The organism is Okeania sp. SIO2B3, assembly GCF_010672525.1.
Taxonomy (GTDB): Bacteria; Cyanobacteriota; Cyanobacteriia; order Cyanobacteriales; family Microcoleaceae; genus Okeania.
The window spans coordinates 84955-108854 of the sequence record NZ_JAAHGH010000017.1; the positions used below are offsets into that span (position 1 = coordinate 84955).

Below are 23900 nucleotides of genomic sequence, written 5' to 3' on the forward strand. Positions count from 1 at the left end.
TAATTTCCCCTACTAATATTTAGTATATTGAGATTGTTTAACAGTAATTATCTTATTACTAGGATGATAGAATAAATCTACCTTTCTGCATCATCAAAACAATTAACCCAAAACATATTACTAACAATATAGTCCCGATAATAGGTTTTACTCCTACAAGAATCAGAGAGGGAATACTTGCAGCAACTAAGCTAAGTCCTGCCAGTATTACCATACTTTTACCAATTTGATTATACCCGATATTAATCATTAATCTGACAAATAGTGCCAAAAGGATACATTCACTAAGCAAAGTCGCTAATGCAGCTCCAACCGATCCAATATACGGAATCAAAATCAAATTAATAAGTATGTTAGCAGTGGCAGCTATAAACAAAAGACGAGGTAGCTTTTTTTCCCTGCCAGTGGATTGAAAAAAAACATTCAACATACTGGCAAAAGTTTTGATACTGAGACTGGGTAGCAAAATAGCAAGAGGATAGACAGAATATCTATAGGCATCACCATAAAGAACTTTCACTAAACTGGTCTGAAAGAATCCAGCAATAATGAGGACAGGTAGTACGACTGCTAATAAAACCCTGGTAGATTTATAGACTTGCTCTGGGAGTCTTTCGGGATCGTTGGCATGATACTTAGCAAATCTAGTAAAAGCTACTTGAAAAACTACCCTTGGTAAAGCAGAAAAAATTTCTAGTATCCGGTAAGCAGCACTGTAAAAACCTGTTTCTCCAGTGGAAGCGATCGCCTTAAGCATCAGCACATCAACCTGGTAATAGATTACCCAGAGAACCCCAGATATAGCAAAAGGGTAAGCTATACGATACAATTCTCGTAAGCTACCGATATTAAAAGAACTCCAGATATTTACCTTTCGATGCAGGTAATACAATAAACCTAAAATTTCTAGAAACCTAACTAATACTAAGGTTGCTACTACTAATACCAAATTATTAGTCCATAGAAGTACCCCCAAAACACAACAAACAACCGCTAAACGCTCGATTGCCACAGAAATTGTTTCGCTTCTAAACCAACCCATTCCTTTAAGTACAGCACGCAAAGTCATTTTAGTACTGCGACATACTTCTGCAAATATCACCAGATAGCAAACGATTAATCCCTCCCCTTCAAAATGCAGAAGCATAGCCAAAGGTAGTAACACAACCAGAATAGGTAAAGTATTTAATCCCTGGAGAGATAGAAACTTGATCGTAGATTTAGGAGCTACTTCTGGATTTGCAGCTACCTCTCGCTGCATGAGAAAAGGTAGTCCAAATTGAATCAATAAGGAAAATACTCCTCCCAGAGCAACAGCAGCAGCAAATATTTCGTAGCGCTCTGGTCCAAGAACACGAGCTAAGATAATATAGTAGAAAAATGTTAAGGCTAGAGTTCCCTCTCCGAGAAGAGTATAAAAATAAGACCAATCCAAACGCTTTAGTAAGTTTTTCATGTTATAATACAAGATAATCTTTTTATTGAATTAATTATAGTCTTTGATAGATGTTATAGATTCAATAGATTCTTATTTTTAATCCTTTTCTAAAAGTTGATTACTCCCAGCATATTTGATTTGTTCGTAGATAAAAAGTATGCAAAATCTAGGATTTAAAGTGAATACAAAAAAATTTTTCAACAAGTATAAAATTGGATTGCTATTTATTTTTTTAATTGGTTTGGCTGGAGCAGGGATTGCTAAATTTAATCAAAAAGGTGTCCCTTCTACCATTGAATATCGAACTATCCAACTAGACATACCAAAAGAATATCAGAGACGAGGAGGTTTAATTACAGCAGATATTAATGATGATGGAAAAGCAGATTTTTTGGTAACGAAAGTAGGTAAAATTGTAACTTATGATCTAAGTGGGAAACAACTCTGGAGCAAGGAAATTAACATCCAAATTACCAACAAGTCTGAAAGTCGAGGATTACCAGGAGCACATGCACCTGGAATACAAGCTGGTGATGTAGATGGAGATGGTAAAACAGAAGTGTTATTTTTAACTATAGATAATACTCTTCATATTGTTGAGGGTGAAAGTGGAAAAACTAAGAAAACCATTACTATTAAATCACCAGAAGGAACACAAAGGTGGGAACATCTAGTAATTACTAATTTTCGTGGCCAAGGCGATCGGGATTTATTACTACAGACTACAAATTCAGAAGGATATCGCATGGGACGCTTTTTAGCCGCCTACGCAATAGATGAGTTGCTGAAAAAAGAAGACCCCCAACCTCTATGGACGAGAGATGACTTTGTTGCCAATGCTCATAATGGGGCACGAGTGGCAGACTTGAATGGAGATGGCAAAGATGAAGTTTTGGGTGGGACTCTGATTTCACCAGATGGAGAGATACTGGTTAAAATTCCTCTCAAACCTAAAGCTCATATTGATTCCATATTTGTTGCTGATGTGCGTCCAGATATTCCTGGATTAGAAGTAGTGGCTTTGGAAGAACGCATTGATAATCGAGTTTTTCTATTTAATAGCGATCGCTTAATCTGGGAAACTCACTACAAAAATCAAGAACCTCAAAATGGTGCTATTGGGAACTTTGACCCCAATCGACCGGGGTTAGAAATATGGTCTCGCAGTCGTTATCCCGAACATCAGAAACCTTTTGTATTTGATGCCCAAGGTCAACTCATGGCCTACTATGAAATGGACAATGTTGCACCTAGAGGTTGGACAGACAAAGGAGTAGAAGTTATATTTACCATAGATTGGACAGGAGAAGAAAAACAGTTAGCTGCTGCCAAAGAGCGCCATGAATCAGGAGATGTGGCAATTTTCGATCCTTTGACTGGGGAATTTCTCTACAGGTTTAAAGAAAAAGCTGATCGCCTATATGTAGCTGATGTCTCTGGAGACTGGCGAGAGGAGTTGATTGTTCTCAATGGAAATAAGTTGCACATTTATAGTAACCCCGAACCAAATCCTAATCCTAATCATCCTAGATTATGGTCTCAAAATCACTACCGCCGTAGTAAAATGACATGGAATTATTATAGTCCATAAGTTCCTTAATTCTGGTGTTGCTGATGGGTGGGTATGATTTGTATTTGTTGATAATTGCTAAATCTATTGAGTAACAAATACTTGAAATTATTCAGTTTTTATTTTTATGCCTTGATTCAGCAACGCCTTAATTCTTATAAACGTATATGAATACAACTACTCACAAAGAAAAATTTCACTGGCAACAATGGATGCCAATTGTTTTAATTCTATTATTGGCTACTGGATTATATCTGTACGACCTTGGTGAAGAAAGCCTTTGGCGAGATGAACTAATTAGTGTACATCGCGCTAAAAATCTCAAAGATAGTTTTTTCGGTCCACGTCCTCTCTACCATACACTCCTAAGTGTTTGGATGATGTTTGGTGAGAGTGATAGTTGGTTACGGGGCTTATGCGTTATTTTTACTCTGGGTAGTGTATTTTTAATTTATCAACTTGGGTGTCGTCTGGTAAGTAAACCTGTTGGTTTAATTTCAGCCCTGCTCCTAACTTTGTCGCCTCTGTTTATTAATCATGCTCAAGAAGTGCGAATGTATGGACCTAGTACTTTTTTTGGATTACTTGGTACTTTAGCTTTAGCTTCTGCTTTAGAATCTCCGAATAAATTTTCTATTGGTGGTTGGGCGATCGCTCGATGGTTAGCTATTATCTCTACCCCACTAAATTTACTTTTATTACTACCAGATACAGTGTTATTTGCTTGGAGATTTCGTAAAGAAAAACGGGAATTATTAAGTTTTGGTATAGGATTGATAGCAATTTTTCTCTTGTGGTCTCCTTGGTTTGTACGTGTAGCTATAAATTCATTGAGTTTTGTAGGAGGAGTTAGACAAGTTGATACAGTAGACCCAAGTTTAGTTAGCAAGTTTAAACACCCAGCTCCGGGTCTATTTACAGTGCTATTCCAAGTTACTAAATTTACTACTTGGTATCACTCGAGACGACCAGCTTCAAACTTAATTTATGGTTTTTATATTTTTTACTCAGTTATAACAGTCTCTCTTATAGGTTTAGCAATTTTTGAAAAACGAAATGAACAGAAAATTGGTTGGGCTGCTGCCTGGGGATTTTTACCTTTAATTCCAATCTTCGTGTTTTCCCATATTTCGCGCTCCCTTTGGGTAAATCGTTATCTAATGTTTACTGCTCCCTATACTTTTATTGTTTTGGCAGTAGGTTTTCTAGCAGTTTGGCGTCGCTGGAAAATAGGAGCAGTGGCGATCGCTCTCATCTATTTTGTTGCTGTAGGCGGGGTATTAAAGCGCTACTACGCAATACAAGATCGAGGAAATTGGCGGGATGTTTTCCAACTAATTCAAACTAATGAACAACCTGGAGATCTATTTGTTTGGGCTGGTACTCGGAGGATTGAGATAGCAATAAATCATTATTATCGGGGCTCTGCAAATATTATGCACAAAAACCGAAGCGATCTAGAAGATCCTCAAGCTTTAGAAAGTTGGATTCAAAGTTTACCAAAAACTCAATCTCGCATTTGGTTAGTGTTAGACCTTTCACCAAGCATTTTATCTGCTATTGAAAAACAATTTGAGATTCAAATGAAGCAACAACAACATAAAACAAGCGATCAAGCAGATGTTCTTTTAGTTATACCTCGGAAAAGATATGATGAAAGAAAAAATCTCGAATCTAACAAAAAGTCAATCTAAATCAGATTTATTGTGGCAGATAATTCCTATTGTCTTAATCCTATTATTAGCTGCTGGATTATATATTTATCAAATTGGTACAGAAAGCCTTTGGAAAGATGAACTCCTCAGCGTATATCGTGCCAAATATCTAAAAGACTATATTTTTGTTCCACGTCCTGTCTCTTATATCCTTCTCAGGGGTTGGATGCTCTTTGGATACAGCGATAGTTGGTTGCGGGGGTTATCCGCTGTTTTTACTGTGGTTAGTGTTTTCTTAGTTTATCGACTTGGATGTCGTTTAGTAAACAAACCTGTAGGTTTAATTTCTGCTCTACTTATGGCTGTGTCTCCTTTGTTTATCCATCATGCTCAAGAGGTGCGAATGTATGGAATTAGCATCTTCTTTGGATTACTTGGTACTCTAGCTTTAACTTCTGCTTTAGAATCTCCCAATAAGTTTTCTATTGGTGGTTGGGCGATAGCTCGATGGTTAGCTATTCTCTGTACTCCACTAAATTTACTTTTATTACTGCCAGACACGGTGTTATTCGTTTGGAGATTTCGTAAAGAAAAGCACGTGTTATTGAGTTTTGGTGCCGGACTGATTGCTGTTGGTATATTATGGTTTCCTTGGGTCATAACTGTAGCTCTTAATTCAGCTAAATTTATGGGAGGATTCACAGGGACAGTAGACCCAGGTATAGAAACAGATGTAGAAAATGTACAAGTTAAATTAAAATCTGCCCCCACTATAATTAATGTACTACTACAACCAGGTAGTTTTACTGCTTGGCCGTTTGGTAAACCTAATTCAAAGGTAATTTTCTGGTTTTATAATCTCTACTCCGTAATAGTGGCTAGTTTAATAGGTTTAGCCCTGTTTAAGAAACGAAATTCATATAAACTAGGTTGGGCTGCCGCCTGGGGATTTTTACCCTTAATTCCAATATTCTTGGTTTCTCAAATTTCTCGTTCTTTGTGGGTAGATCGTTACCTTATGTTTACTGCTCCCTATATTTTTATTATCTTGGCAGCAGGGTTTATGATGGTTTGGCATCGGTGGCGAATCCCGGCAGTGGCGATCGCCCTCATATATTTTGTTGCTATTGCTGGAGGGGTGAAGCGTTACTACAGTGTATTAGATCGAGAAGATTGGCGGGGTATTGTCCAATTGATTCAAACTAATGAAAAGTCTGGGGATATAATTGTTTGGAGTGCTAGGGAAGTAATTCCCAGAGCGCTCAATCATTATTATAGTGGTTCTGCAACTATTGAAGTAAGGTCAGAACAACCTCAAGATGATCCCCAAGCTATAGAAAGTTGGGTTGAAAGTTTACCAAAAACTCAGTCGCGCCTGTTGTTAGTATTTGCTAATCCATCATCAACTCTACTATCTGGGATTGAAAAAGAGTTTAAGGTGGAACAACTTTACAAAATTTATGCCAGAGGGACAGTTGAACTTTTCTTACTTACACCCCATACTTCTGAGACACAGAGAAAGTGATATCAAGTTGATTTTTTTCTGGGCTATTTCTCTAATTAATGCTTGTTTGTGACGTTTTCCTACATCAAATCAAAGATTATGATGTAGGCTTCCCAACCTCACGGACGTGGGCTTTCTGTTTTGCTGGCGCAACGCTGCGCGAACACAGGGAGTGCAACCACTTAACCCTCCACAGACAGAGACGATAAGACCCACCGCCTTTTTGTACTAGACAATTCTGTACTCCAGAAAGTTCCCTCAAGAGTTTTACCTTTTCACGGGTTGACGCTTAACTTCTGAATTGAACCCCATACTCTATGTCGTTTTCTATGTGCTGTTATCAGGTGCGTATTACCGCTACTCCTGATAGAATCAGAATAACACAAAGAAGTACACAATGCAAGAAACTAAGTGGACGCTACGCGGTTTATTTGTTGGTCGGCAATTCCCCTCCCGTTAACATTCGTATAACGGGAGACCCCTTGCCGACATCAAAGTTGGGAAATAGCCACATAATTTTTTAATTTCATCAATATCAATATTAATTTAATTAGCGAAATTAAAAAGTTAATCTGTGTTAATGTTTGAGACAAATTATGCTAAGATTTATCAGATATAAGCTATTATTTACTATATTTATTTCATTGCTAATTTTTCTCTATATTCCTAATTTAAAACTGCAGAAAGTTTCTGCTCAATTTATTTCATCACCAGAAGTTAATGCCTTAGATGATAGTTTAAATAATGCTAGTATTTATTCTTTTATTAAATCAGGTTTGAATTATAGTAAACAACTCTACGGCGAGCCAAGAATAGCAGTAAAAAAAGTAAATTTACGCTTACACACAACACCTTTAGCTTCACTCGATAATGCGAATCAAGGCGAATTTACTATCTATTTAAGTCATAAACCCTCTGAATATGCTTTTCGTGGACAATTAGGTCATGAAATATTTCACTTATTAAATGCAAAATTACTTGATTGTTATGCAGAAGGTATGGCTACTGTTTTTGCTGAGAAAGTGTTAACTCGTGATAACTTAGATTGGAGTGGTTGGGAAGCATATTTTCAACAAGGTTATGAACCTTTTTACGGTTTAACTTACTTTATGATGAAAGAAGTTAGTGAAACAGCAGGTTCAGCAAATATGAGTCGTTTACTTGATTTTGCTGTTAATAATAAGGCTAATAAAAAGTGGATGTACATTGATATTGATGGATGGTTATCTTCTATGTCTGATTATGTAAAAATTGAAGTAGAAAAAGTGATTAATAAATATATTTTTCAAGTTAAATCAGTAATTGGATCAAAGAATAATATGTATACTTGTTTAGCACCTACAAAAAATTGATGAATATGTTAAATAATTAATTATTAATTATTAATAATTAATAATTAATAATTAACTCATATCTTAGGATGTATGAAAAAATAATGTAATCAGTCAGCACTTCCCTGTGGGATGCTACGCAAACAGCAAATAATGAATAATTCCTTCTCAGATTGAAGGAGTGTACCATTGAATAAGTGTACCTTGGCAATAACTTTTAATTCTCTCTCAATTTTTCAATTACTTTGACTTTTCCTACTCTCATAAATAGCTGATAGCTGATAGCTGATGGCTGAATGCTTACAAAATAATAGCTAAGAAAGTGATGTATTTAAAGGTAATATATCAGTTCAAAATATATAATTAATTGTGTGTATAACAGTCGAAGGAAAGGTGTTTGACAGTTCAAAAGTTTAAAACTTAGACAATGTAAAGCTTTTACCGAATAATTAAGGTAAAAATACTCTCCTTTAAAGGAGAAACAAGAAAAAATTTTCCTTTTATTCAATTCTCTCCCTAAAAGGAAGAGGTAATTATTAATTATCCATTATCAATTATCCATTATTGAATTCTTCCTTCTTCCTTCTGCTATAAATTAGACATCTCCAGAAAATAAGTATTTTAATTAGAGCAGGCTAAGGATACGAAAAATTTACCCTAAAAAATCCTTTTTCACGCCTTTGCGCGTAAAAATATCTTACCTGTTGCCTGTTGCCTGTTGCCTGTTGCCTGTTGCCTACTCCTGCAAAAAATCTATATCTTTTTCGGAGATGTTTATTGTAGAAAAAGTATGAACCGATACTGAAAAATTTGACTCAGGAGTATCACAAAGATTTACTCAAAAGAATGAGAAACGATCAAGTTAACCAAAATCATCAGAAATGGCTACATCTAATATTGCTATGTAGTTGGATATTTCTAGGTATTGCCCTGCGTTGGACAAACTTAGCTGACAAGTCTGCCTCATCTATCGAAATTGCTACATTGGGTTATAGTCTGGGTCATAGCTTTTTTGACCTACCTTTAGATCGAGTTATTAGTCTAGATCAATTACTGTCACCTTTACAATTTGAGTCAACTTCTACTCCTATCGATGTCATTCATCATCTACTGGGTGAGGATAATCATCCTCCACTCTATTTTGTACTAAATCATTTGTGGTTTAACTTATTCAGCACTGACGGAGAATTGGTTTCTCTGTGGATGGGGCGATCGCTCAGTGCTATTTTTGGTGTAATTACTATTCCGGCAATTTTTGGCTTGGGTTGGTTGGCCTTTTCTCCATTAATAGGTCATATAGCAGCAGCATTGATGGCTATTTCTCCTTATGGGATATACCTGGCCCAAGAATCTCGTCATTATACTTTAACAATTTTATGGATTATTGCTTCTGTAACTTGTTTGACAGCAATAATACCCTATCTTCAAAAACGCAAGATATTTCCGATATGGCTGGGCTTTCTTTGGGTTATAATTAATAGTTTGGGAATTTCCACTCACTATTTTTTTGCCTTGGCGTTGACTGTGGAGGGATTAGTTATTGCTTGGTTTTGGTTAAGAGATATTCAAAACCTATTTCAACGCTATTGGTGGCGAATTTATTTTGTTGCTCTGGGAACGTTTATTGCTGGTTTGGTTTGGTTGCCTATTATGGGTAGTATTGGCAATAGTCAACTGACTGACTGGATATCAACTAGCTTTGAGCTTGATGAAATTTGGCATCCTATCCCTCGTTTGTTGGGTTGGGTATTGACAATGGTATGGCTTTTACCCATTGAAGGGACAAGTTTATTTGTAACTATTTTGTCTGGAGTGGCACTTTTGGTTGTGTTGGTTTGGGTTGCTCCTGGTTTATGGCAAGGTGGAAAAGCACAGATGAATGATATTGATAACCGCTTTTCTTTTCAGGTTTTTGTCGGTTTTTTTGTAGGAGCGATCGCTTTATTTTTACTTATTATTTACGGTATGGGTAAAGATTTATCTCTTGCTGCTCGTTATCATTTTGTTTATTTTCCTATTGTCATTATTTTATTAGCTGCAATATTGGGAAAGTGTTGGGATAATTTGGAAGATCGGTCGGAGGTGGAAAATGTTTTTTCTGGGAAAGATAAAGGTTTTCAAGTTTTCCAGTTAAGAGATTTTTTACAGAAGTTGGGAAGTGGGAAAATAAAAGGGGAGGGGGCAACGAAAAAAGATTTAATTTTGGCAAATTTAAAACTGATTAATAAAAGAGTTGTGCTTGTTGTTTTGTTAATTGGTTTATGCGGTGGGTTAACGGTGGTTAGTAATTATGGTTATCAAAAGTCACGCCGTGCAGACCTTTTAGTTGAGGCAATTAAAACACAGTCTAAAATTCCGTCTTTAATTGCTACAACTTATCAAACTCATGCTGAAATTCGGGCTTTAATTGCACTTGGTCTGGAATTTAAACGTCAAGAAGAGAAAATCAATATCTCTGACTTTTTTCAACCTCAATTTTTATTAATGAAAAGACAACAAGAGCAAAGATTAACTTCTGATTCAGCTTTGACTAAATTACTCTCTCAAACACCACGACCTCTAGATTTATGGGCAGTTAATTTGAAAGTAGAGGGAAGCGATCTAGAAACTTTCAATTGTCGGAAATATTCTAATTCTCTACCTAAAATTAATGGTTATCGTTATAAGTTGTATCATTGCCGTTAAAATTTGATTTTTTTGTCGGATAGAAAAGTGGGTTAAAAGATTAATATATGCTTTTTCAAATACTATATTTTTCTGCCAAATTATCCATTAAAACTAACGCTAAAAGGTAAACTGATTGTTAGGTTTATTGGTTATAAACTTTTGAACGAAGGGATTTAGCTAAATTCCTATCTCAAACACCACGACCTCTAGATTTATGGGCAGTTAATTTGAAAGTAGAGGGAAGCGATCTAGAAACTTTCAATTGTCGCAAATCTTCTAGTTCTCTACCTAAAATTAATGTCTTGATTGTCATAAGATGATAGATGAACTTGAGGATAAATATTCAGTCGAAAAAATCTGCGAATGGAAAGAGCAACACTCTAGTAAAATCCAAGCACTTTTTAAGACTCTGGTAACCACTGATGAAAATGAGATTTTGAGAGAAGTAAATGATATTTTAGAAGAAAATAGGTCTATTTTTGAGGAATATGGTCCATTTTCAGAACAGGCAACAAAAGGAAATTCAGGTGATGTAAAAAAAGTATGGAAGAGAAGATGTCTTGACACAATTTTACCTAATAATCAAAAAATTATTGATTTAATTGAAGGGAATAAACGCAATTTTAAATATCCTTGGGAGCTTTATAGACAAATGCTTGAATATAAAATTCATGCGGATTCTTTCCAAGAAAATTGTCTTTTTGAAGAGAAGGTAAACGATTACAAACTTTTTCCACGAGAGTTCGATCATTTTGTGAAAAATAAATTAGGAATACAAACGCAAGATTTAGAATTTAGAGGGGCAGAGGAAATAGAGTACAGAAAAAATACCATCTCCAAATATATAAATGAGTATTTAACAAATCATTCATTTATAAAAGAAATGAATGCTTTAAATAGGGCAATATTCAAAGTTATTTTAAGTGATGAAAGGGAACTAAAAGTATTTGTTACTAATACCTATTACTTTACTGAATATACACTTGAAAAGATTCAATCAGTCGATCCAAATATAGACGCTATTATTTGCTCTAATCCTTATTCTAATTAGGGCTTGCTGATTAAATCTAAAAGCATTGACTTATATTGGTTGTAGCATTTTTTTGTCTAAAAAAGTGTCAGTTTTTCGGTGGAAAAAGTTGATGCATGCTAGTATTTTGGAACGATTATGGCAGAACAATCTTGGGACTATTTTTCCGACTACCTTCTCTATAATTCCCATTTCTCCTGTCTCCTGTCTCCTGTCTCCTGTCTCCTACCCCAGCAAAAAGACTTTCCATAAGCAAACCCTAATTATTATATAAGTGCTAAAAAAGAATGTATCAATAGTAATATTGGTCTTTTTATGCTCAGAGAATTCATGGGAGAAATTCGTTATCAAGGGGAAAAATATTTTAACTATTTGCTTAAGGATGAGAAAGCAAGCAGGATAAGTAGATTATCATCTGCATTGAAAAAAAGTGAAATTCTTAAATGTAATTGTAAAGTTTATCTTTTCGGTTCTTATCTTAGGCAGAAAATATTTAATGACATAGATATAATATTAGTTTATCCTGACAAGAATACAATGAGTGGAATTGAACTTATAAAAAATGAAATAAATAAATCTTTTCAAGGAAGTGAAATAAAAATTGATTTTACTATTTGCTCGGAAAATGAATTCTCAAAAATGGAACTTATTTATGATAATCGAGAGCAGATTCTTTAAGTTAGCAGTAATAAAAGATTGAGAATTTCATGCTATATTTTGGCACGAGTAACTCCTAAAAATCCCCTTGTCTAGCTACTGGTGAACGGGGCGTTACAAAATTTAGATTATGTCGCCAAAATTTTACGCTCCTAAATTAGTAACTTTAATATGATTTATTTATCTCCAAAAAAAACCATTATATTTCTGATATTTATTGTTATAGGCTTAACTATTGCCAGTATTACCGGGCAGTTTTTTCAATATTATGGTTTCTCTAATTCTACCGAATTGATTGATAAATTTAATGTAGATGGAGAATATACTATTCCTTCATTATTTTCATCTTTTAGTTTATTTTTTTCCTGTGTCATTCTGGGAATAATTTCTCATAAAAAATGGCAACAGAAGGATAAATATCTTTGGAAGTGGATAGGTCTATCTGTCATATTTTTCTATCTAGGACTTGATGAAACAATTAGCTTGCACGAACAATTAATTCATCCTTTGCGAGATATGCTGAATGCGACTGGAATATTTTATTACACTTGGGTAATTCCAGGATTAATATTAGTTATAACTGTTCTATTTATTTATCTAAAGTTTCTTCAATCTCTGCCTCGCAAAATAAAATATCTATTTTTTCTGGCTGGAATATTTTATGTTGGAGGTGGAATTGGCATGGAAATGGTTGGTGGATATTACGCTTATTTATATGATACTAATAACTTTTTTTATGAAATATTGGTAACTATTGAAGAATTTCTTGAGATGTTAGGAGTTGTTGTCTTTATTTATGCGCTTCTATGTTATGGCAGGCAACAGGCAACAGGCAACAGGCAACAGTAGTAAAAACATTTCCCTGCTGTTACTTCGTTATCTGCATAAGTCTTAACTAACTCGTTATTTGCTATATTTAAAATTAGATTAATTTGATAATTCAAGCTTTTTATTGGTGAATCATAAAATTTAAGTATCGGACATTTAATATTAAGTAAAGATATTCATAAATTTAACAATAATACAGAATTTATGGCTAATTAGAGTTTGCTGAAAAATTAAGATACTATATAAACTTACCTAACTCTGTGTGATTGCAATAACTAATACAAGATTTTTCCTGAAAATAAACCATCCATCTTCTCCATAATGATATAAAAATTTTCATGTCGATCAAATACAGTAACTAACTTCTTCAAGTAAACAGCTAGAAAAAAAATCAAAAAGTAGACCACTGTTAAATCAGCATTATGTCGTAAATATTGACTAATAAAAAAAATTAAACTACTAACCTTTATCAAAATAAAAATCGTCAAAAAAATTCCATAACTGGTAAATACTTAGCTATTCAGTATAATATCAAATTGTATTACATAGAATATTTTTAACATGAATAAAGTTGATTATTTAAGAATTAGTCTGATAGATCGTTGCAATTTTAGGTGTCAATATTGTATGCCAGAAGGTGCAGAAATTAACTATGTATTACAACAAAACTTATTGACTCATAATGAATTACTAACTCTACTAAAAGATATTTTTATTCCTGTAGGTTTTACTCGGTTTCGGTTAACAGGAGGCGAGCCTTTATTACGTCCTGGTGTGATAGATTTGGTAAAAGCGATCGCCTCTTTCCCAGAGACCCAAGACCTATCAATGACCACCAATGGATTTTTGTTGGCGGGTATGGCAAAAGATTTATATAAAGCTGGCTTGAGAAGAGTTAATATTAGTTTAGATTCTCTAGATTCAGATACTTTTAATATAATTATTGGTAATCGGGGTCGTAGTCGTTGGCAACTGGTTTGGAATGGCATTCAAGCTGCTTATGATGTAGGTTTTGACCCTTTAAAAATAAATGTAGTGGTAATTCCTGGGGTTAACGACCATGAAGTTTTAGATTTGGCCTCTTTAACTATTGACCGTAATTGGCACGTTAGATTTATTGAATTTATGCCTATCGGTAATGATAAATTATTTGACGACCGAGGTTGGATATCTTCAGAAGAATTACGGCAAAAAATTAGGAAACGATGGGGGTTGACAGAATCTTCAGTCAAAGGAAATGGGCCTGCCGATGTATTTCAGATTCCTGGAGCAAAAGGGACATTGGGATTTATTAGTCAAATGTCAGAATGTTTTTGCGATCGCTGTAATAGAATGCGTCTCTCAGCGGATGGATGGTTAAGACCTTGCCTTTTGAATGAAATGGGTCAAATAGATTTAAAAAATGGCCTGCGTAGTGGGGTTTCTGTTGAGGAGTTACGGCAGCAGGTAGAATATTTATTGGGTATTAAACCAGAAATTAATTTTAAGCAAAGAGAGTCTGGCACTACTGGAAGTTATGGTCGAACTATGTCACAAATTGGTGGCTGAAATCAGTTATCAGTTATCAGTTATCAACGGGGGAGCTTAAAATTGTTTGGGGTTATAAGACACGAAATGGCTGATCGTTGATTGTAATAAGCAATTTTTCCTTCTGCCTTCTGCCTTATGACTTTTGCCTTCTGACTTCTTAGTTCTGAATTTGTTAACCCCGCCTAAAAATCGAATAGACTAGACGGGGTTTAGTGGAGCGAATCAAATCAGATAAAAAACAAAAATCTTTATGCTTGTCTGGAATAATATTCCACAACTAATAGTTCGTTAATTTGAAGTGCTACCCACTCGCGTTCCACAATACTATTAACCTTACCAACAAGTTTATCTTTATCAAATTCTAGATGGCTAGGAATATTAGCTAAACCAGGATATTGAAGATTAGTTTTTACCAATTCCTTAGAAGCGTCTTTTTGCTTAACGCCAATTACCTCTCCTGGTTTACACTGATAACTAGCAATACTAACAACTTTACCATTTACTGTTACATGACCATGATTAACTAGCTGTCGTGCTGAGGGAATAGTTGGTGCCATTCCTAAACGAAATACAGTATTATCCAAACGCATTTCTAATAGTTGCAATAATACTTGTCCTGTGGAACCTGCTGCACGACGAGCTTTTTTTACATAACGTAGGAGTTGTCGTTCGCGAAGACCATAATTATAAAGTAATTTTTGCTTCTCTTCTAGTCGAATTGCATACTCTGAGCGCTTTCTCCGATTTTGACCATGTTGACCAGGGGGATAAGCACGTCTGGGACTTTTACGAGTTAGTCCTGGTAAGTCACCGAGACGACGCGCTATTCTTAAGCGTGGGCCTCTATATCTAGACATATAATTTCCTCATTAACATCAAATTTAACCACAATCCTATATTATATACTACTTAAAGGTTACTTTGTCAATTTGCCTTTCTTTAGCAATAAACCTATTGATTTATTTATTATGCCTAATATTTTTAACATTAACTTTTCTAATTTATTCCTTAAGAAGTTTCCTCTATCTATTAAATTTTTTCATTGGCGCTGGATTTACTTATTAGGAGTTTTTAGTTATGGCCTGTTGATAGTTAATCCGGAATTAGCAACAGCTCAAGCAAATAAAAAATCTTTTAAAATTTGCTCTGAAGAATTGCTAAGTGTGGGTTTATCTGAGACAGAAGTAGCTAATGCTTGTGGTGCAGCTCTCAAACCCAGGGGTTTATCAGGATGCGTCACAAAAATCTATGATAGTACAACAGAAGAACTTTCAGCAGAAGATATTCTATTTAATTGTCAACGAGTCAGAAGATTTGATGAATTGGGAACTTGTGTAGAAACAATTAATGAATCAATTACAGATAATTCTAATGAAGCTGCTATTTTAGAAAGTTGTCGTCTGAGTTTATTGCCCGAACGTTTTTCTTTTTGTGTGGTTGGTTTAAATGCTAATGTTGGATTAACTACAGCAGAATTATTATCTAATTGTCTCAATCCCGATGCAGAAATAAGCGATATTTCTCCAGATTGAAGAAGGAAGAGGTAATAATTAATAATTAATAATTAATAATTAGGGCTTGTTGATTAAATATCAAAGCATTGAATGATATTGGTTTCAGCCTTTTTTTGCCTTTAAAAAGTGCGCCTGTTTTCGGTCTAAAAAGCTCAAAAATTTAGTATTTTGGGATGATTATGGCATAAAAATAACTCTTACAATTTTTACGACTACCTCCTCTATAATTTCCATTTCTCCTGTCTCCTGTCTCCTACCTCTACCAACAGACTTTCCATAAGCAAACTCTAATTAATAATTAATAATTAATTGTTGAACACTCCCTCACTCTCCTACTTAGTTGCAACTTTTGAAAAGTGCTGCTAAGATTCCTGTAATCAAAAGCTACTTTACTGAAAAACAATGAAAAAACATCATATTATGGCCAGTGTTTTGTCCACTGTAGCGATCGCTGGTGGTGTACTTTTTTCTAGTACCGCAGAAGCTTGTATTTTCAGCAACAAGGGTCAAGATTCGATGTCGAAAACATCATTAGTTTCACTAAATTCTTGGTTAAGCAAAAATTTTCCTGGTAAGTCTGACTTTGCTATTGCTGGTATTGCTGCTGGTACAGTAGGTTTAATGGGATTAGGTGCTTTTTCTGCTAGTCGTTATATTACTCGAAAAGCAGAAGCTGATGTTGATGCTGGGAATGAGTTTATGGAAGTACCAGCAGAAGAAACAGTTGTTCAGCAGCATCCTGAAGCACCTGGTGGCGAGCTAGATTTAGTAGAAGATAATGAAGTTGTATCTGAGCAAGCTGAAAAAGAAATTTATCTCGTCAAATAATTTTATTGTCATAGGACAAAAATAATTTTCTGTAGGACTTCCAGTTACTTAAAGCTGGAAGTTTTTTAATTTTTTACTTTATAGTATTACGTCTTTTAGGCATCTCCAGAAAAGAGGGAGTAGGAAGTAGGGAACAGGGAGAAAGAATTGATAAATAAGAGTGCGATAATTGATTTGATTTTTTATTATTGGAGATGTCTTTTGCTTAGGACAATAAATTTTAGTTGTAAGAGAATAGGGAACAGGAAACAGGGAATAGAGGGATGTCCTAACATATTTGCGTAGCGCTATAACTAGCTCTAAGCTAACAGTTTTCAGCTATCAGCTTAGGTTTAAATCCTCTTTTAAATTGTATTTTTCTGTTGTTTAAGTATAAATCTAATACTAAATTTACGCATTTTTGCTACATCTTTTTGAAGGCAAGGAGTAGGAAGTAAGCAAATAACTAATAAGATATTTTTACTGCATACAAATAATTGCTGAAAAAATTTTATTACTTCCCTATTCCCTATTCCCTTGTTTAAGTATAAATCTAATACTAAATTTACGCATTTTTGCTACATCTTTTTGAAGGCAAGGAGTAGGAAGTAAGCAAATAACTAATAAGATATTTTTACTTCATACAAACAAATAATGGCTAAAAACATTTTATTACTTCCCTATTCCCTATTGCCTATTCCCTATATTCTGACTTTTTTATATTCCTTAAAAATCAACTCCACGTTTTAATTCCACCCCATGATTAGCATAATGTTTATGACAGAAAACCTCTGAATGAACGCTAGCTAAATCAAAATATGCTGGTGGATTAAGACAACGACCAGTAATAATTACTTCCGTATCTTTTGGCTTGCGTAATAAAGCTTCAACTATTGGCTCTACTTCTAATAATTCTAAATCTACAGTAGGATTAAGTTCATCTAAAATAATAGTCTTATATAAACCAGAAGCGATCGCCGCCCTAGCTATTTCCCAACCCCTTTCTGCTTCGACAAAATCTATTTCTTTTTGTTGTCCTCGCCACACAATAGCATCTCCACCACAACGTTGATGATCTACTAAATTTGGATAGCTTTGACGTAAGGCGGCGATCGCTGCATCTTCTGTATAACCAATACCTCCTTTGAGCCATTGTATAATTAGGACTCGATGAGATTGGTCTTGACTAATACCCCTACCTATGGCCTGTAATGCTTTACCCAAAGCACTGGTAGACTTTCCCTTACCAGCACCTGTATAAATTTCAATCCCTGTAATACCATGAGCTTGAGCAGTTGGGTGTTGATGGGGTTTCATTTCTGAATGTAAGTCGGCAATGTCCAACAATGCTGGAGGAGCTGCACGACCTGTGGCAATAATTTCTAACTGTTCTGGTTTATCCTTTATAGTGTGAATGACCTCATCCACTGGTAATAGACCTAAGTCCAAAACTGGATTTAGTTCGTCCAAGACTACAACTGAGTATAAGTCAGAAGCGATCGCTCCTTTGGCCACATCCCAACCTCGTTGGGCTTCTTGACGGTCAAATGTAATAATTTCATTCTGGCCAAAATATTCACTTCTGCCAGTGCGTACTTGGTCTATCAGATGAGGAAAGCCTTTCTGTAAGGCTTCTATGGCAGCATCTTCATCATAAGAGCGGTCAGGTCCTTTGAGGAATCTCAGTAGTAATACTCTAGTTGGAGAGTCAGAATGTATCCCTAGACCGATGGAACGTAAAACCACTCCTAATGCTGCTTGAGATTTACCTTTGCTGGAGCCATCGTAAACATGGATTTGTCCCACAATTCTTTCTGACATGGCTTGTGCGGTGCGTATACCAATGCCGTTTCTTCTCATAGGTAGTTGTTTGGAGTTGGTGATTTTTGATTTTGGTTATGTGATTAAGTAATATACAGTTTTTCAGACTTTAGAAAAGCGGAAGGTCGCCCTATCCCTGAAAAACAATACTATTTTTAGTTGAATAAAAAATCATGTTTATAGGCGAGTGACCCATTATAGTTTTTATCTTATCACACTTTTTGTGAGGATGCAACCGAAAATCCTTTGGCGTGACAATTTTTTTTCATTAGCTCTCAGAAAATGAAAATAATGGATGATGGAATTTTTTCCTTTTATTGCGGATATAGCAATAGTGATTTCATTTGCTGAAGCTCCTGGAGGTGGAGGATGGAATTTTTTCCTTCTATTGCTCTATCCGCAATAGTGGTTTCATTTACTTAAGCTCCTGGAGATGGAGGATGAAATTTTTCCTTTTATTGCGGATATAGCAATAGTGATTTCATTTGCTGAAGCTCCTGGAGGTGGAGGATGGAATTTTTTCCTTCTATTGCTCTATCCGCAATAGTGGTTTCATTTACTTAAGCTCCTGGAGATGGAGGATGAAATTTTTCCTTCTATTGCTCTATCCGCAATAGTGGTTTCATTTACTTAAGCTCCTGGAGATGGAGGATGAAATTTTTCCTTTATAATTTTCTTCTGACTTTTGACTTCTGACTTTTGACTTCTGACTTTTGACTTTTGACTTTTGACTTGTATATTTATGCTACGTTTTGTCGTGCGGAATGTAGGTTTAAAGAGTACGAGTTAGTTATGCGTAATACCAAATTGAAATGAAGCTGCATAGAATAATATTTAAAGCATAATTGACCATAGGTAAGCGTAGATAAATATAGATCGATTTAATGAATTTCATCATTCTATGCAACCTCATATAAAACTGGTATAAGTCCTGAATTATTATATATAATATCCCCTATCTGACTCCTGACTCTTGAATCCTAACCACCACCAAAATATTACGACTTAAATAGGATTGCTATATGAACTTAACTATTTTGCCTTTGAGGGCTATTGTCTCTGGCTCTTTAATATTATTATTAGTAATTGCCATTGAATCATTTTTTCTTCAATACCGACTTAATTTTATTCCAAAAGTTAGTGTTCAGTATGCAACTGTAATGAATTTAATTTCTACTTGTATAGGATGGATATCCTTTTTTTATGTAGTAAGTATTGTCCCAAATATGTGGGAAAAACAAGTAGTAGCTTATATTTTATTTGGTAATATTGACACAATTTATCCGATATTCATATTTGTCATATTTATTGGCTTTTTGATTTCTCTAATTGTGAAGCTTGTCGGTTTTAATTTGTGTGAAAATTTATGGAATGAAAAGCCTAAAAATAGTGGTAAGATGATTAATCTATCACGAGCATTAGGAGAATTAAGAACGCCAAAGTTTTTAGTGATTACATTGGCTCATACTTGCAGTCATTTAGCAATAGTATTTATTTTATTTCTGCAGAGGTTTGAACTAAGATGAAAGAAATTTGGAAAAGTTTTACTGATTTGTTTAAAGGTATTACTGACTTTTTAAAGAATCTAATAGATTTATTACTTCCTCCTAAGTTTTGGCATTGGCAAACATTTTTATTGTTGAGCGTAATGTTATTACTGGTGTCATTGGTTGTAGCTGAAGTTGATAGTAATAGGGAAGTAGAAGTTGATTTTATTTCTGTTTTAAGCTGGTTATTTTTAACATTTGCTGTCGGATGGTTAACAACTCAGAAACCATTTTTATTTGGAGGTATCAGTTTAAGTCCCTGGATTACAGCCGGGCTAATTTGCTTTCTTTTATATGAAAAATTAGAGAGCAATTTGAAGTATGTAGCTATAGTGTCTTGGCCAATAATTTCGGTGTGTATAGCAGCGATAATTTTAGTATTGAATACTCCAGAAGAATCGACAGAACAAAAAGTTGATGTATTATCAAAGCCTAGTTTTGTCATTTTAATTTTGGTCAATTTTTTGATTAGTTGTTGGTTGGGATTATACTTTATGATTCAGGGAATAGTACAACAATATCCCACTATGGGAGAAGATGATTTGAGTAAAAGTACATTTGTTTATCGACTAATAACGCCCTCAATAAATGATTATAGAGGTACAAAAATTCTGAATTTAATGGAAGAGAGACTGAACAATGATTTAGCAACTCAAAGAGTCGATTTATCAGTACCTAATATGAAGTTTAAACTGCAAAATATTAAAGATGAAGTGACTAAAGAAATATCTGAAGTTAAAGAAGATGATTTCTGGAAGTTACAAACGCCAATAGTTGCTAATCAGTCTGGATATCAGTTAGATTTACAATTATTTTGGGAAGGACTTACAGCAAAAGATGAAAGTTATTATCTTAGTAAAAATTGTAAAATTGAAGAAAGAGTAGGGCAAAGAAGTTCTGGTACTACTTCACAAAATGAAGCAGTACCAATTAGAGTTGGAAATGTTGAATGTGGTGCTGTAGAAAAGAAATCTGTTAACCCAGAAGACCAACAAGAAGATGTGAAAAAGATTTAAAGATAGAAAAAAATTTGAAATAGGAGGTAAGGAAATACTTTATGAATTTGGGGAGAATTATTGAAATTTCTAAAAATGTATTCTGGGAAGTAATTCGCGATCGCGTCCTTTATTTAATTGTTTTTTTTGCTTTATTAATGATTGCTGCTATTAGATTAATTCCAGAATTATCTGTAGGTACGGAGGATAAAATAATCTTAGATTTTGGGTTGGCAGTTATTAGTGTTTTAGGTTTGATAGTGACGGTTTTTATTGGCACTGCTTTGGTGAATAAAGAAATTGAAAAACGTACTGTTTATGTTTTGATTGCTAAACCATTAAGTCGTTCGGAATTAATTATTGGTAAATATATTGGTTTATCAACAGTTGTGGCTGTTTTATTGTTGGCTATGACAATAATATATGGATTAATTCTGAATTTAAGTGGAGTTTCATATCCTATAAGTAGTATTTTAGTAGCAGTAATATTTATATTTATTCAGTTGTCGTTACTGACTGCTGTAGCAATTTTGTTTGGTGTATTTACCAGTTCTCTATTAGCTACATTATTTACATTTGGCATTTATTTAATGGGGAATTTAAGTAGAGATTTGGTTAAGTTGGGTGAGTTAAGTGATAATCCTGGAGTTAAAAAGTTAATGATGGGATTATATGTAGTATTACCAGATTTAAGCAGGTTAGATTTGAAAAATGATGCTGTATATGGTCTACTGCCAAGTATAGCTACTTTAGTTACTAATTTTGGTTATGCTTTGCTTTATACAATGTTGATTTTATCAATTACTATCGCTATTTTTGCTAGACGAGAGTTTTAAATTTAAGAAGGTTTTAGGTTGTAGGTCATTTCAGTTATCAGTTATCAGTTATCAGTTATCAGTACCTCTGCAATAACGAGGCAAGAAAATATGGAATTCTCTTTTTTTTTATCCCCTTAAAAGGGGAGGCTTTAGACCAGGATTTTTCGATAAAAAAGTTTGAGCTAATAGTTGATTCCATAAATGGTAGGGAATGGAGAATTTACTCACAAAATTTGACTAGGGTAACCAGGATTTGAAAATGGTATTAGAAAAAATAATTTATCTGGTTTTTCTCAAGTCAATTAACTAGAGGAAACTTTGAGGTTGTAGGTGAGAAAGTTTGAGCTAATAGTTAATTTCAGCAATGGTAGGGAATGGAGAATTTACTCACAAAATTTGACTAGGGTAACCAGGATTTGAAAATGGTATTAGAAAAAATAATTTATCTGGTTTTTCTCAAGTCAATTAACTAGAGGAAACTTTGAGGTTATACAAAAAACTGAGTAATGAGTGTTGAATAAAAATAGTAGCTGTATTTCCACCGCTTTTTACTAGCACCTATAGCAACTGTCATTACTACTCTTGACTTATAGAATATCTAAAAAACATAATATCAATCTTCCTCCTTCCTTCTTCCTTCTATAATTGCTATAATCTAAGAATTAAATTAACAACAGTAAAAATCAATAAATAGAGAAAATGATGTTAACAAAAAAACTAAAAGAGCTGAAAAAAATATTTTCAGAAATGGAGAAAGCTTTGATTGCTTACTCTGGTGGAATAGATAGTACTTTAGTAGCAAAAGTCGCTTATGATGTCTTGGGAGATAAAGCTTTAGCTATAACTGCTATTTCTCCTTCTTTATTACCTGAAGATTTAGAAGATGCTCGCATTCAAGCAGCAGTAATTGGTATTTCTCATGAAGAGGTAGAAACGAATGAAATGGAGAATCCTAATTATACTTCTAATCCCATAAATCGTTGTTACTTTTGTAAAAGTGAATTGCATGATACTCTCAAACCTTTAGCTTTAAAGCGGGGTTATTCTTATGTAGTAGATGGTGTAAATTCAGATGATTTACGAGATTATCGTCCTGGTATTCAAGCAGCAAAAGAAAGAGGAGCTAGATCGCCTTTAGCAGAATTAGGAATTAGTAAGTTTGAAGTTAGACAACTTGCTAAAGAATTGGGTTTGCCTTGGTGGGATAAACCAGCTCAACCTTGTTTAAGTTCCCGTTTTCCTTATGGGGAAGAAATTACTTTTGAGAAGTTACAAAGAGTTGGTCGTGGGGAAAGATATTTGCGAGATTTGGGATTAAAAAATTTACGAGTTCGTTCGGAAAAAGATACTGCCAGAATTGAACTTCCACCCGAACAAATCAAAGAATTTGTGTTGACAATAAATTTGCCTCAGTTGGTAGAAAGGTTTAAAGAGTTTGGGTTTATTTATGTCACTTTAGATTTAGAAGGATACCGGAGTGGGAAGTTAAATCAGGTTTTGTCGCCGGAGGTATTGGGGGGAAAAGTTTAAAGTAGATTTCCTAGAAATTAAGTTATTTCCATAATTAGGCATATAGTTGCCACCCTCGATCTGCCAAAACTATGTTTGCCCTTTATTTCCTAAGCGTCTTAGAGACTGCTATATCTACTTCCTCTCTATTACGTATGCCGCAACAGTCAAATCATTTTGTGAAGCGCATAACTTTAGAGTCTGCCATGGAAAAATATCTACTTCCTCTCTCTATTACGTATGTCGCAACAGTCAAATCATTTTGTGAAGCACATAACTTTAGAGTCTGCCATGGAAAAATATCTACTTCCTCTCTATTACGTATGCCGCAACAGTCAAATCATTTTGTGAAGCGCATAACTTTAGAGTCTGTAGTAGAAAAATATCTACTTCCTCCCTCTATTACGAATGCCGCAACAGTCAAATCATTTTGTGAAGCGCATAACTTTAGAGTCTGTAGTAGAAAAATATCTACTTCCTCCCTCTATTACGAATGCCGCAACAGTCAAATCATTTTGTGAAGCGCATAACTTTAGAGTCTGTAGTAGAAAAATATCTACTTCCTCTCTATTACGTATGCCGCAACAGTCAAATCATTTTGTGAAGCGCATAACTTTAGAGTCTGCCATGGAAAAATATCTACTTCCTCTCTCTATTACGTATGTCGCAACAGTCAAAT

At 34.5% G+C, this 23900-nt stretch carries 19 protein-coding genes; 15 read left to right on the forward strand and 4 right to left on the reverse strand.

Annotation, left to right across the window (positions count from 1 at the left end):
- Window positions 1-58: 58 nt before the first annotated feature.
- Window positions 59-1456, reverse strand: coding sequence for a flippase (locus F6K15_RS15890; RefSeq protein WP_293062295.1), 1398 nt, complete (start codon window positions 1454-1456; stop codon window positions 59-61).
- Window positions 1457-1616: 160 nt separating this feature from the next.
- Between F6K15_RS15890 and F6K15_RS15895 the strand changes: the two genes are divergently transcribed.
- From F6K15_RS15895 to F6K15_RS15915, 5 genes are all read left to right on the forward strand, one after another.
- The gene (locus F6K15_RS15895; RefSeq protein WP_293062297.1) at window positions 1617-3029 is read left to right on the forward strand and encodes an FG-GAP-like repeat-containing protein; all 1413 of its coding nucleotides are present in this window, start codon (window positions 1617-1619) and stop codon (window positions 3027-3029) included.
- Between the two features lie 146 nt (window positions 3030-3175).
- Window positions 3176-4702, forward strand: coding sequence for a glycosyltransferase family 39 protein (locus F6K15_RS15900; RefSeq protein ID WP_293062299.1), 1527 nt, complete (start codon window positions 3176-3178; stop codon window positions 4700-4702).
- Complete coding sequence (locus F6K15_RS15905; protein WP_293062301.1) at window positions 4659-6188, forward strand: glycosyltransferase family 39 protein; 1530 nt, start codon at window positions 4659-4661, stop codon at window positions 6186-6188. Before F6K15_RS15900 ends, F6K15_RS15905 begins: the two co-directional genes overlap by 44 nt.
- Before the next feature lie 575 nt (window positions 6189-6763).
- A complete protein-coding gene (locus F6K15_RS15910) occupies window positions 6764-7519 on the forward strand; it encodes a hypothetical protein (protein WP_293062302.1) in 756 nt (251 codons plus the stop codon).
- A gap of 789 nt (window positions 7520-8308) precedes the next feature.
- Window positions 8309-10183, forward strand: coding sequence for a hypothetical protein (locus F6K15_RS15915; protein ID WP_293062304.1), 1875 nt, complete (start codon window positions 8309-8311; stop codon window positions 10181-10183).
- 172 nt (window positions 10184-10355) lie between these two features.
- On the opposite strand, the gene F6K15_RS15920 is transcribed toward F6K15_RS15915, so the two are convergent.
- The gene (locus tag F6K15_RS15920) at window positions 10356-10478 is read right to left on the reverse strand and encodes a hypothetical protein (protein ID WP_293062306.1); all 123 of its coding nucleotides are present in this window, start codon (window positions 10476-10478) and stop codon (window positions 10356-10358) included.
- Between the two features lie 3 nt (window positions 10479-10481).
- On the opposite strand from F6K15_RS15920, the gene F6K15_RS15925 reads away from it, so the two are divergent.
- The 4 genes from F6K15_RS15925 to moaA all read left to right on the forward strand — a co-directional run bounded on the left by F6K15_RS15925 (window position 10482) and on the right by moaA (window position 14228).
- Complete coding sequence (locus F6K15_RS15925) at window positions 10482-11216, forward strand: hypothetical protein (RefSeq protein ID WP_293062308.1); 735 nt, start codon at window positions 10482-10484, stop codon at window positions 11214-11216.
- Between the two features lie 309 nt (window positions 11217-11525).
- A complete protein-coding gene (locus F6K15_RS15930) occupies window positions 11526-11873 on the forward strand; it encodes a nucleotidyltransferase domain-containing protein (RefSeq protein WP_293062310.1) in 348 nt (115 codons plus the stop codon).
- Between the two features lie 150 nt (window positions 11874-12023).
- A complete protein-coding gene (locus F6K15_RS15935; protein WP_293062312.1) occupies window positions 12024-12701 on the forward strand; it encodes a hypothetical protein in 678 nt (225 codons plus the stop codon).
- Window positions 12702-13241: 540 nt separating this feature from the next.
- A complete protein-coding gene (gene moaA / locus F6K15_RS15940; protein WP_293062314.1) occupies window positions 13242-14228 on the forward strand; it encodes a GTP 3',8-cyclase MoaA in 987 nt (328 codons plus the stop codon).
- 230 nt (window positions 14229-14458) lie between these two features.
- Here moaA and rpsD read toward each other — a convergent pair whose 3' ends face one another.
- Window positions 14459-15067: a 30S ribosomal protein S4 gene (gene rpsD / locus F6K15_RS15945; RefSeq protein WP_293062316.1), complete on the reverse strand. Its 609-nt coding sequence runs from the start codon at window positions 15065-15067 to the stop codon at window positions 14459-14461.
- 111 nt (window positions 15068-15178) lie between these two features.
- Between rpsD and F6K15_RS15950 the strand changes: the two genes are divergently transcribed.
- Window positions 15179-15742 (forward strand): hypothetical protein, encoded by a 564-nt coding sequence (locus tag F6K15_RS15950; protein ID WP_293062318.1) that lies wholly within the window; start codon window positions 15179-15181, stop codon window positions 15740-15742.
- Between the two features lie 384 nt (window positions 15743-16126).
- The gene (locus tag F6K15_RS15955) at window positions 16127-16552 is read left to right on the forward strand and encodes a hypothetical protein (RefSeq protein ID WP_293062320.1); all 426 of its coding nucleotides are present in this window, start codon (window positions 16127-16129) and stop codon (window positions 16550-16552) included.
- Between the two features lie 705 nt (window positions 16553-17257).
- Here F6K15_RS15955 and F6K15_RS15960 read toward each other — a convergent pair.
- Window positions 17258-18391, reverse strand: coding sequence for a cob(I)yrinic acid a,c-diamide adenosyltransferase (locus tag F6K15_RS15960; protein ID WP_293062322.1), 1134 nt, complete (start codon window positions 18389-18391; stop codon window positions 17258-17260).
- Between the two features lie 983 nt (window positions 18392-19374).
- Here F6K15_RS15960 and fraC point away from each other — a divergent pair.
- From fraC to larE, 4 genes are all read left to right on the forward strand, one after another.
- Window positions 19375-19878, forward strand: coding sequence for a filament integrity protein FraC (fraC, locus tag F6K15_RS15965; protein ID WP_293062324.1), 504 nt, complete (start codon window positions 19375-19377; stop codon window positions 19876-19878).
- Entirely contained in the window at window positions 19875-20915 is a 1041-nt protein-coding gene (locus tag F6K15_RS15970) for a DUF5357 family protein (RefSeq protein WP_293062326.1), read from the forward strand. Before fraC ends, F6K15_RS15970 begins: the two co-directional genes overlap by 4 nt.
- Window positions 20916-20956: 41 nt before the next feature.
- Entirely contained in the window at window positions 20957-21730 is a 774-nt protein-coding gene (locus F6K15_RS15975; protein WP_293062328.1) for an ABC transporter permease, read from the forward strand.
- Between the two features lie 684 nt (window positions 21731-22414).
- The gene (gene larE, locus F6K15_RS15980; protein ID WP_293062332.1) at window positions 22415-23242 is read left to right on the forward strand and encodes an ATP-dependent sacrificial sulfur transferase LarE; all 828 of its coding nucleotides are present in this window, start codon (window positions 22415-22417) and stop codon (window positions 23240-23242) included.
- Window positions 23243-23900: the final 658 nt, after the last annotated feature.

What these genes read in the sequence shown, in the direction of transcription:
- F6K15_RS15890 (WP_293062295.1), bottom strand. Translation starts at nt 1,456, where the DNA reads ATGAAAAACTTACTAAAGCGTTTGGATTGGTCTTATTTTTATACTCTT.
- F6K15_RS15900 (WP_293062299.1), top strand. Translation starts at nt 3,176, where the DNA reads ATGAATACAACTACTCACAAAGAAAAATTTCACTGGCAACAATGGATG.
- F6K15_RS15905 (WP_293062301.1), top strand. Translation starts at nt 4,659, where the DNA reads ATGATGAAAGAAAAAATCTCGAATCTAACAAAAAGTCAATCTAAATCA.
- F6K15_RS15910 (WP_293062302.1), top strand. Translation starts at nt 6,764, where the DNA reads ATGCTAAGATTTATCAGATATAAGCTATTATTTACTATATTTATTTCA.
- F6K15_RS15920 (WP_293062306.1), bottom strand. Translation starts at nt 10,478, where the DNA reads ATGACAATCAAGACATTAATTTTAGGTAGAGAACTAGAAGATTTGCGA.
- F6K15_RS15925 (WP_293062308.1), top strand. Translation starts at nt 10,482, where the DNA reads ATGATAGATGAACTTGAGGATAAATATTCAGTCGAAAAAATCTGCGAA.
- F6K15_RS15930 (WP_293062310.1), top strand. Translation starts at nt 11,526, where the DNA reads ATGGGAGAAATTCGTTATCAAGGGGAAAAATATTTTAACTATTTGCTT.
- F6K15_RS15935 (WP_293062312.1), top strand. Translation starts at nt 12,024, where the DNA reads ATGATTTATTTATCTCCAAAAAAAACCATTATATTTCTGATATTTATT.
- moaA (WP_293062314.1), top strand. Translation starts at nt 13,242, where the DNA reads ATGAATAAAGTTGATTATTTAAGAATTAGTCTGATAGATCGTTGCAAT.
- rpsD (WP_293062316.1), bottom strand. Translation starts at nt 15,067, where the DNA reads ATGTCTAGATATAGAGGCCCACGCTTAAGAATAGCGCGTCGTCTCGGT.
- F6K15_RS15950 (WP_293062318.1), top strand. Translation starts at nt 15,179, where the DNA reads ATGCCTAATATTTTTAACATTAACTTTTCTAATTTATTCCTTAAGAAG.
- F6K15_RS15955 (WP_293062320.1), top strand. Translation starts at nt 16,127, where the DNA reads ATGAAAAAACATCATATTATGGCCAGTGTTTTGTCCACTGTAGCGATC.
- F6K15_RS15960 (WP_293062322.1), bottom strand. Translation starts at nt 18,391, where the DNA reads ATGAGAAGAAACGGCATTGGTATACGCACCGCACAAGCCATGTCAGAA.
- fraC (WP_293062324.1), top strand. Translation starts at nt 19,375, where the DNA reads ATGAACTTAACTATTTTGCCTTTGAGGGCTATTGTCTCTGGCTCTTTA.
- F6K15_RS15970 (WP_293062326.1), top strand. Translation starts at nt 19,875, where the DNA reads ATGAAAGAAATTTGGAAAAGTTTTACTGATTTGTTTAAAGGTATTACT.
- F6K15_RS15975 (WP_293062328.1), top strand. Translation starts at nt 20,957, where the DNA reads ATGAATTTGGGGAGAATTATTGAAATTTCTAAAAATGTATTCTGGGAA.
- larE (WP_293062332.1), top strand. Translation starts at nt 22,415, where the DNA reads ATGTTAACAAAAAAACTAAAAGAGCTGAAAAAAATATTTTCAGAAATG.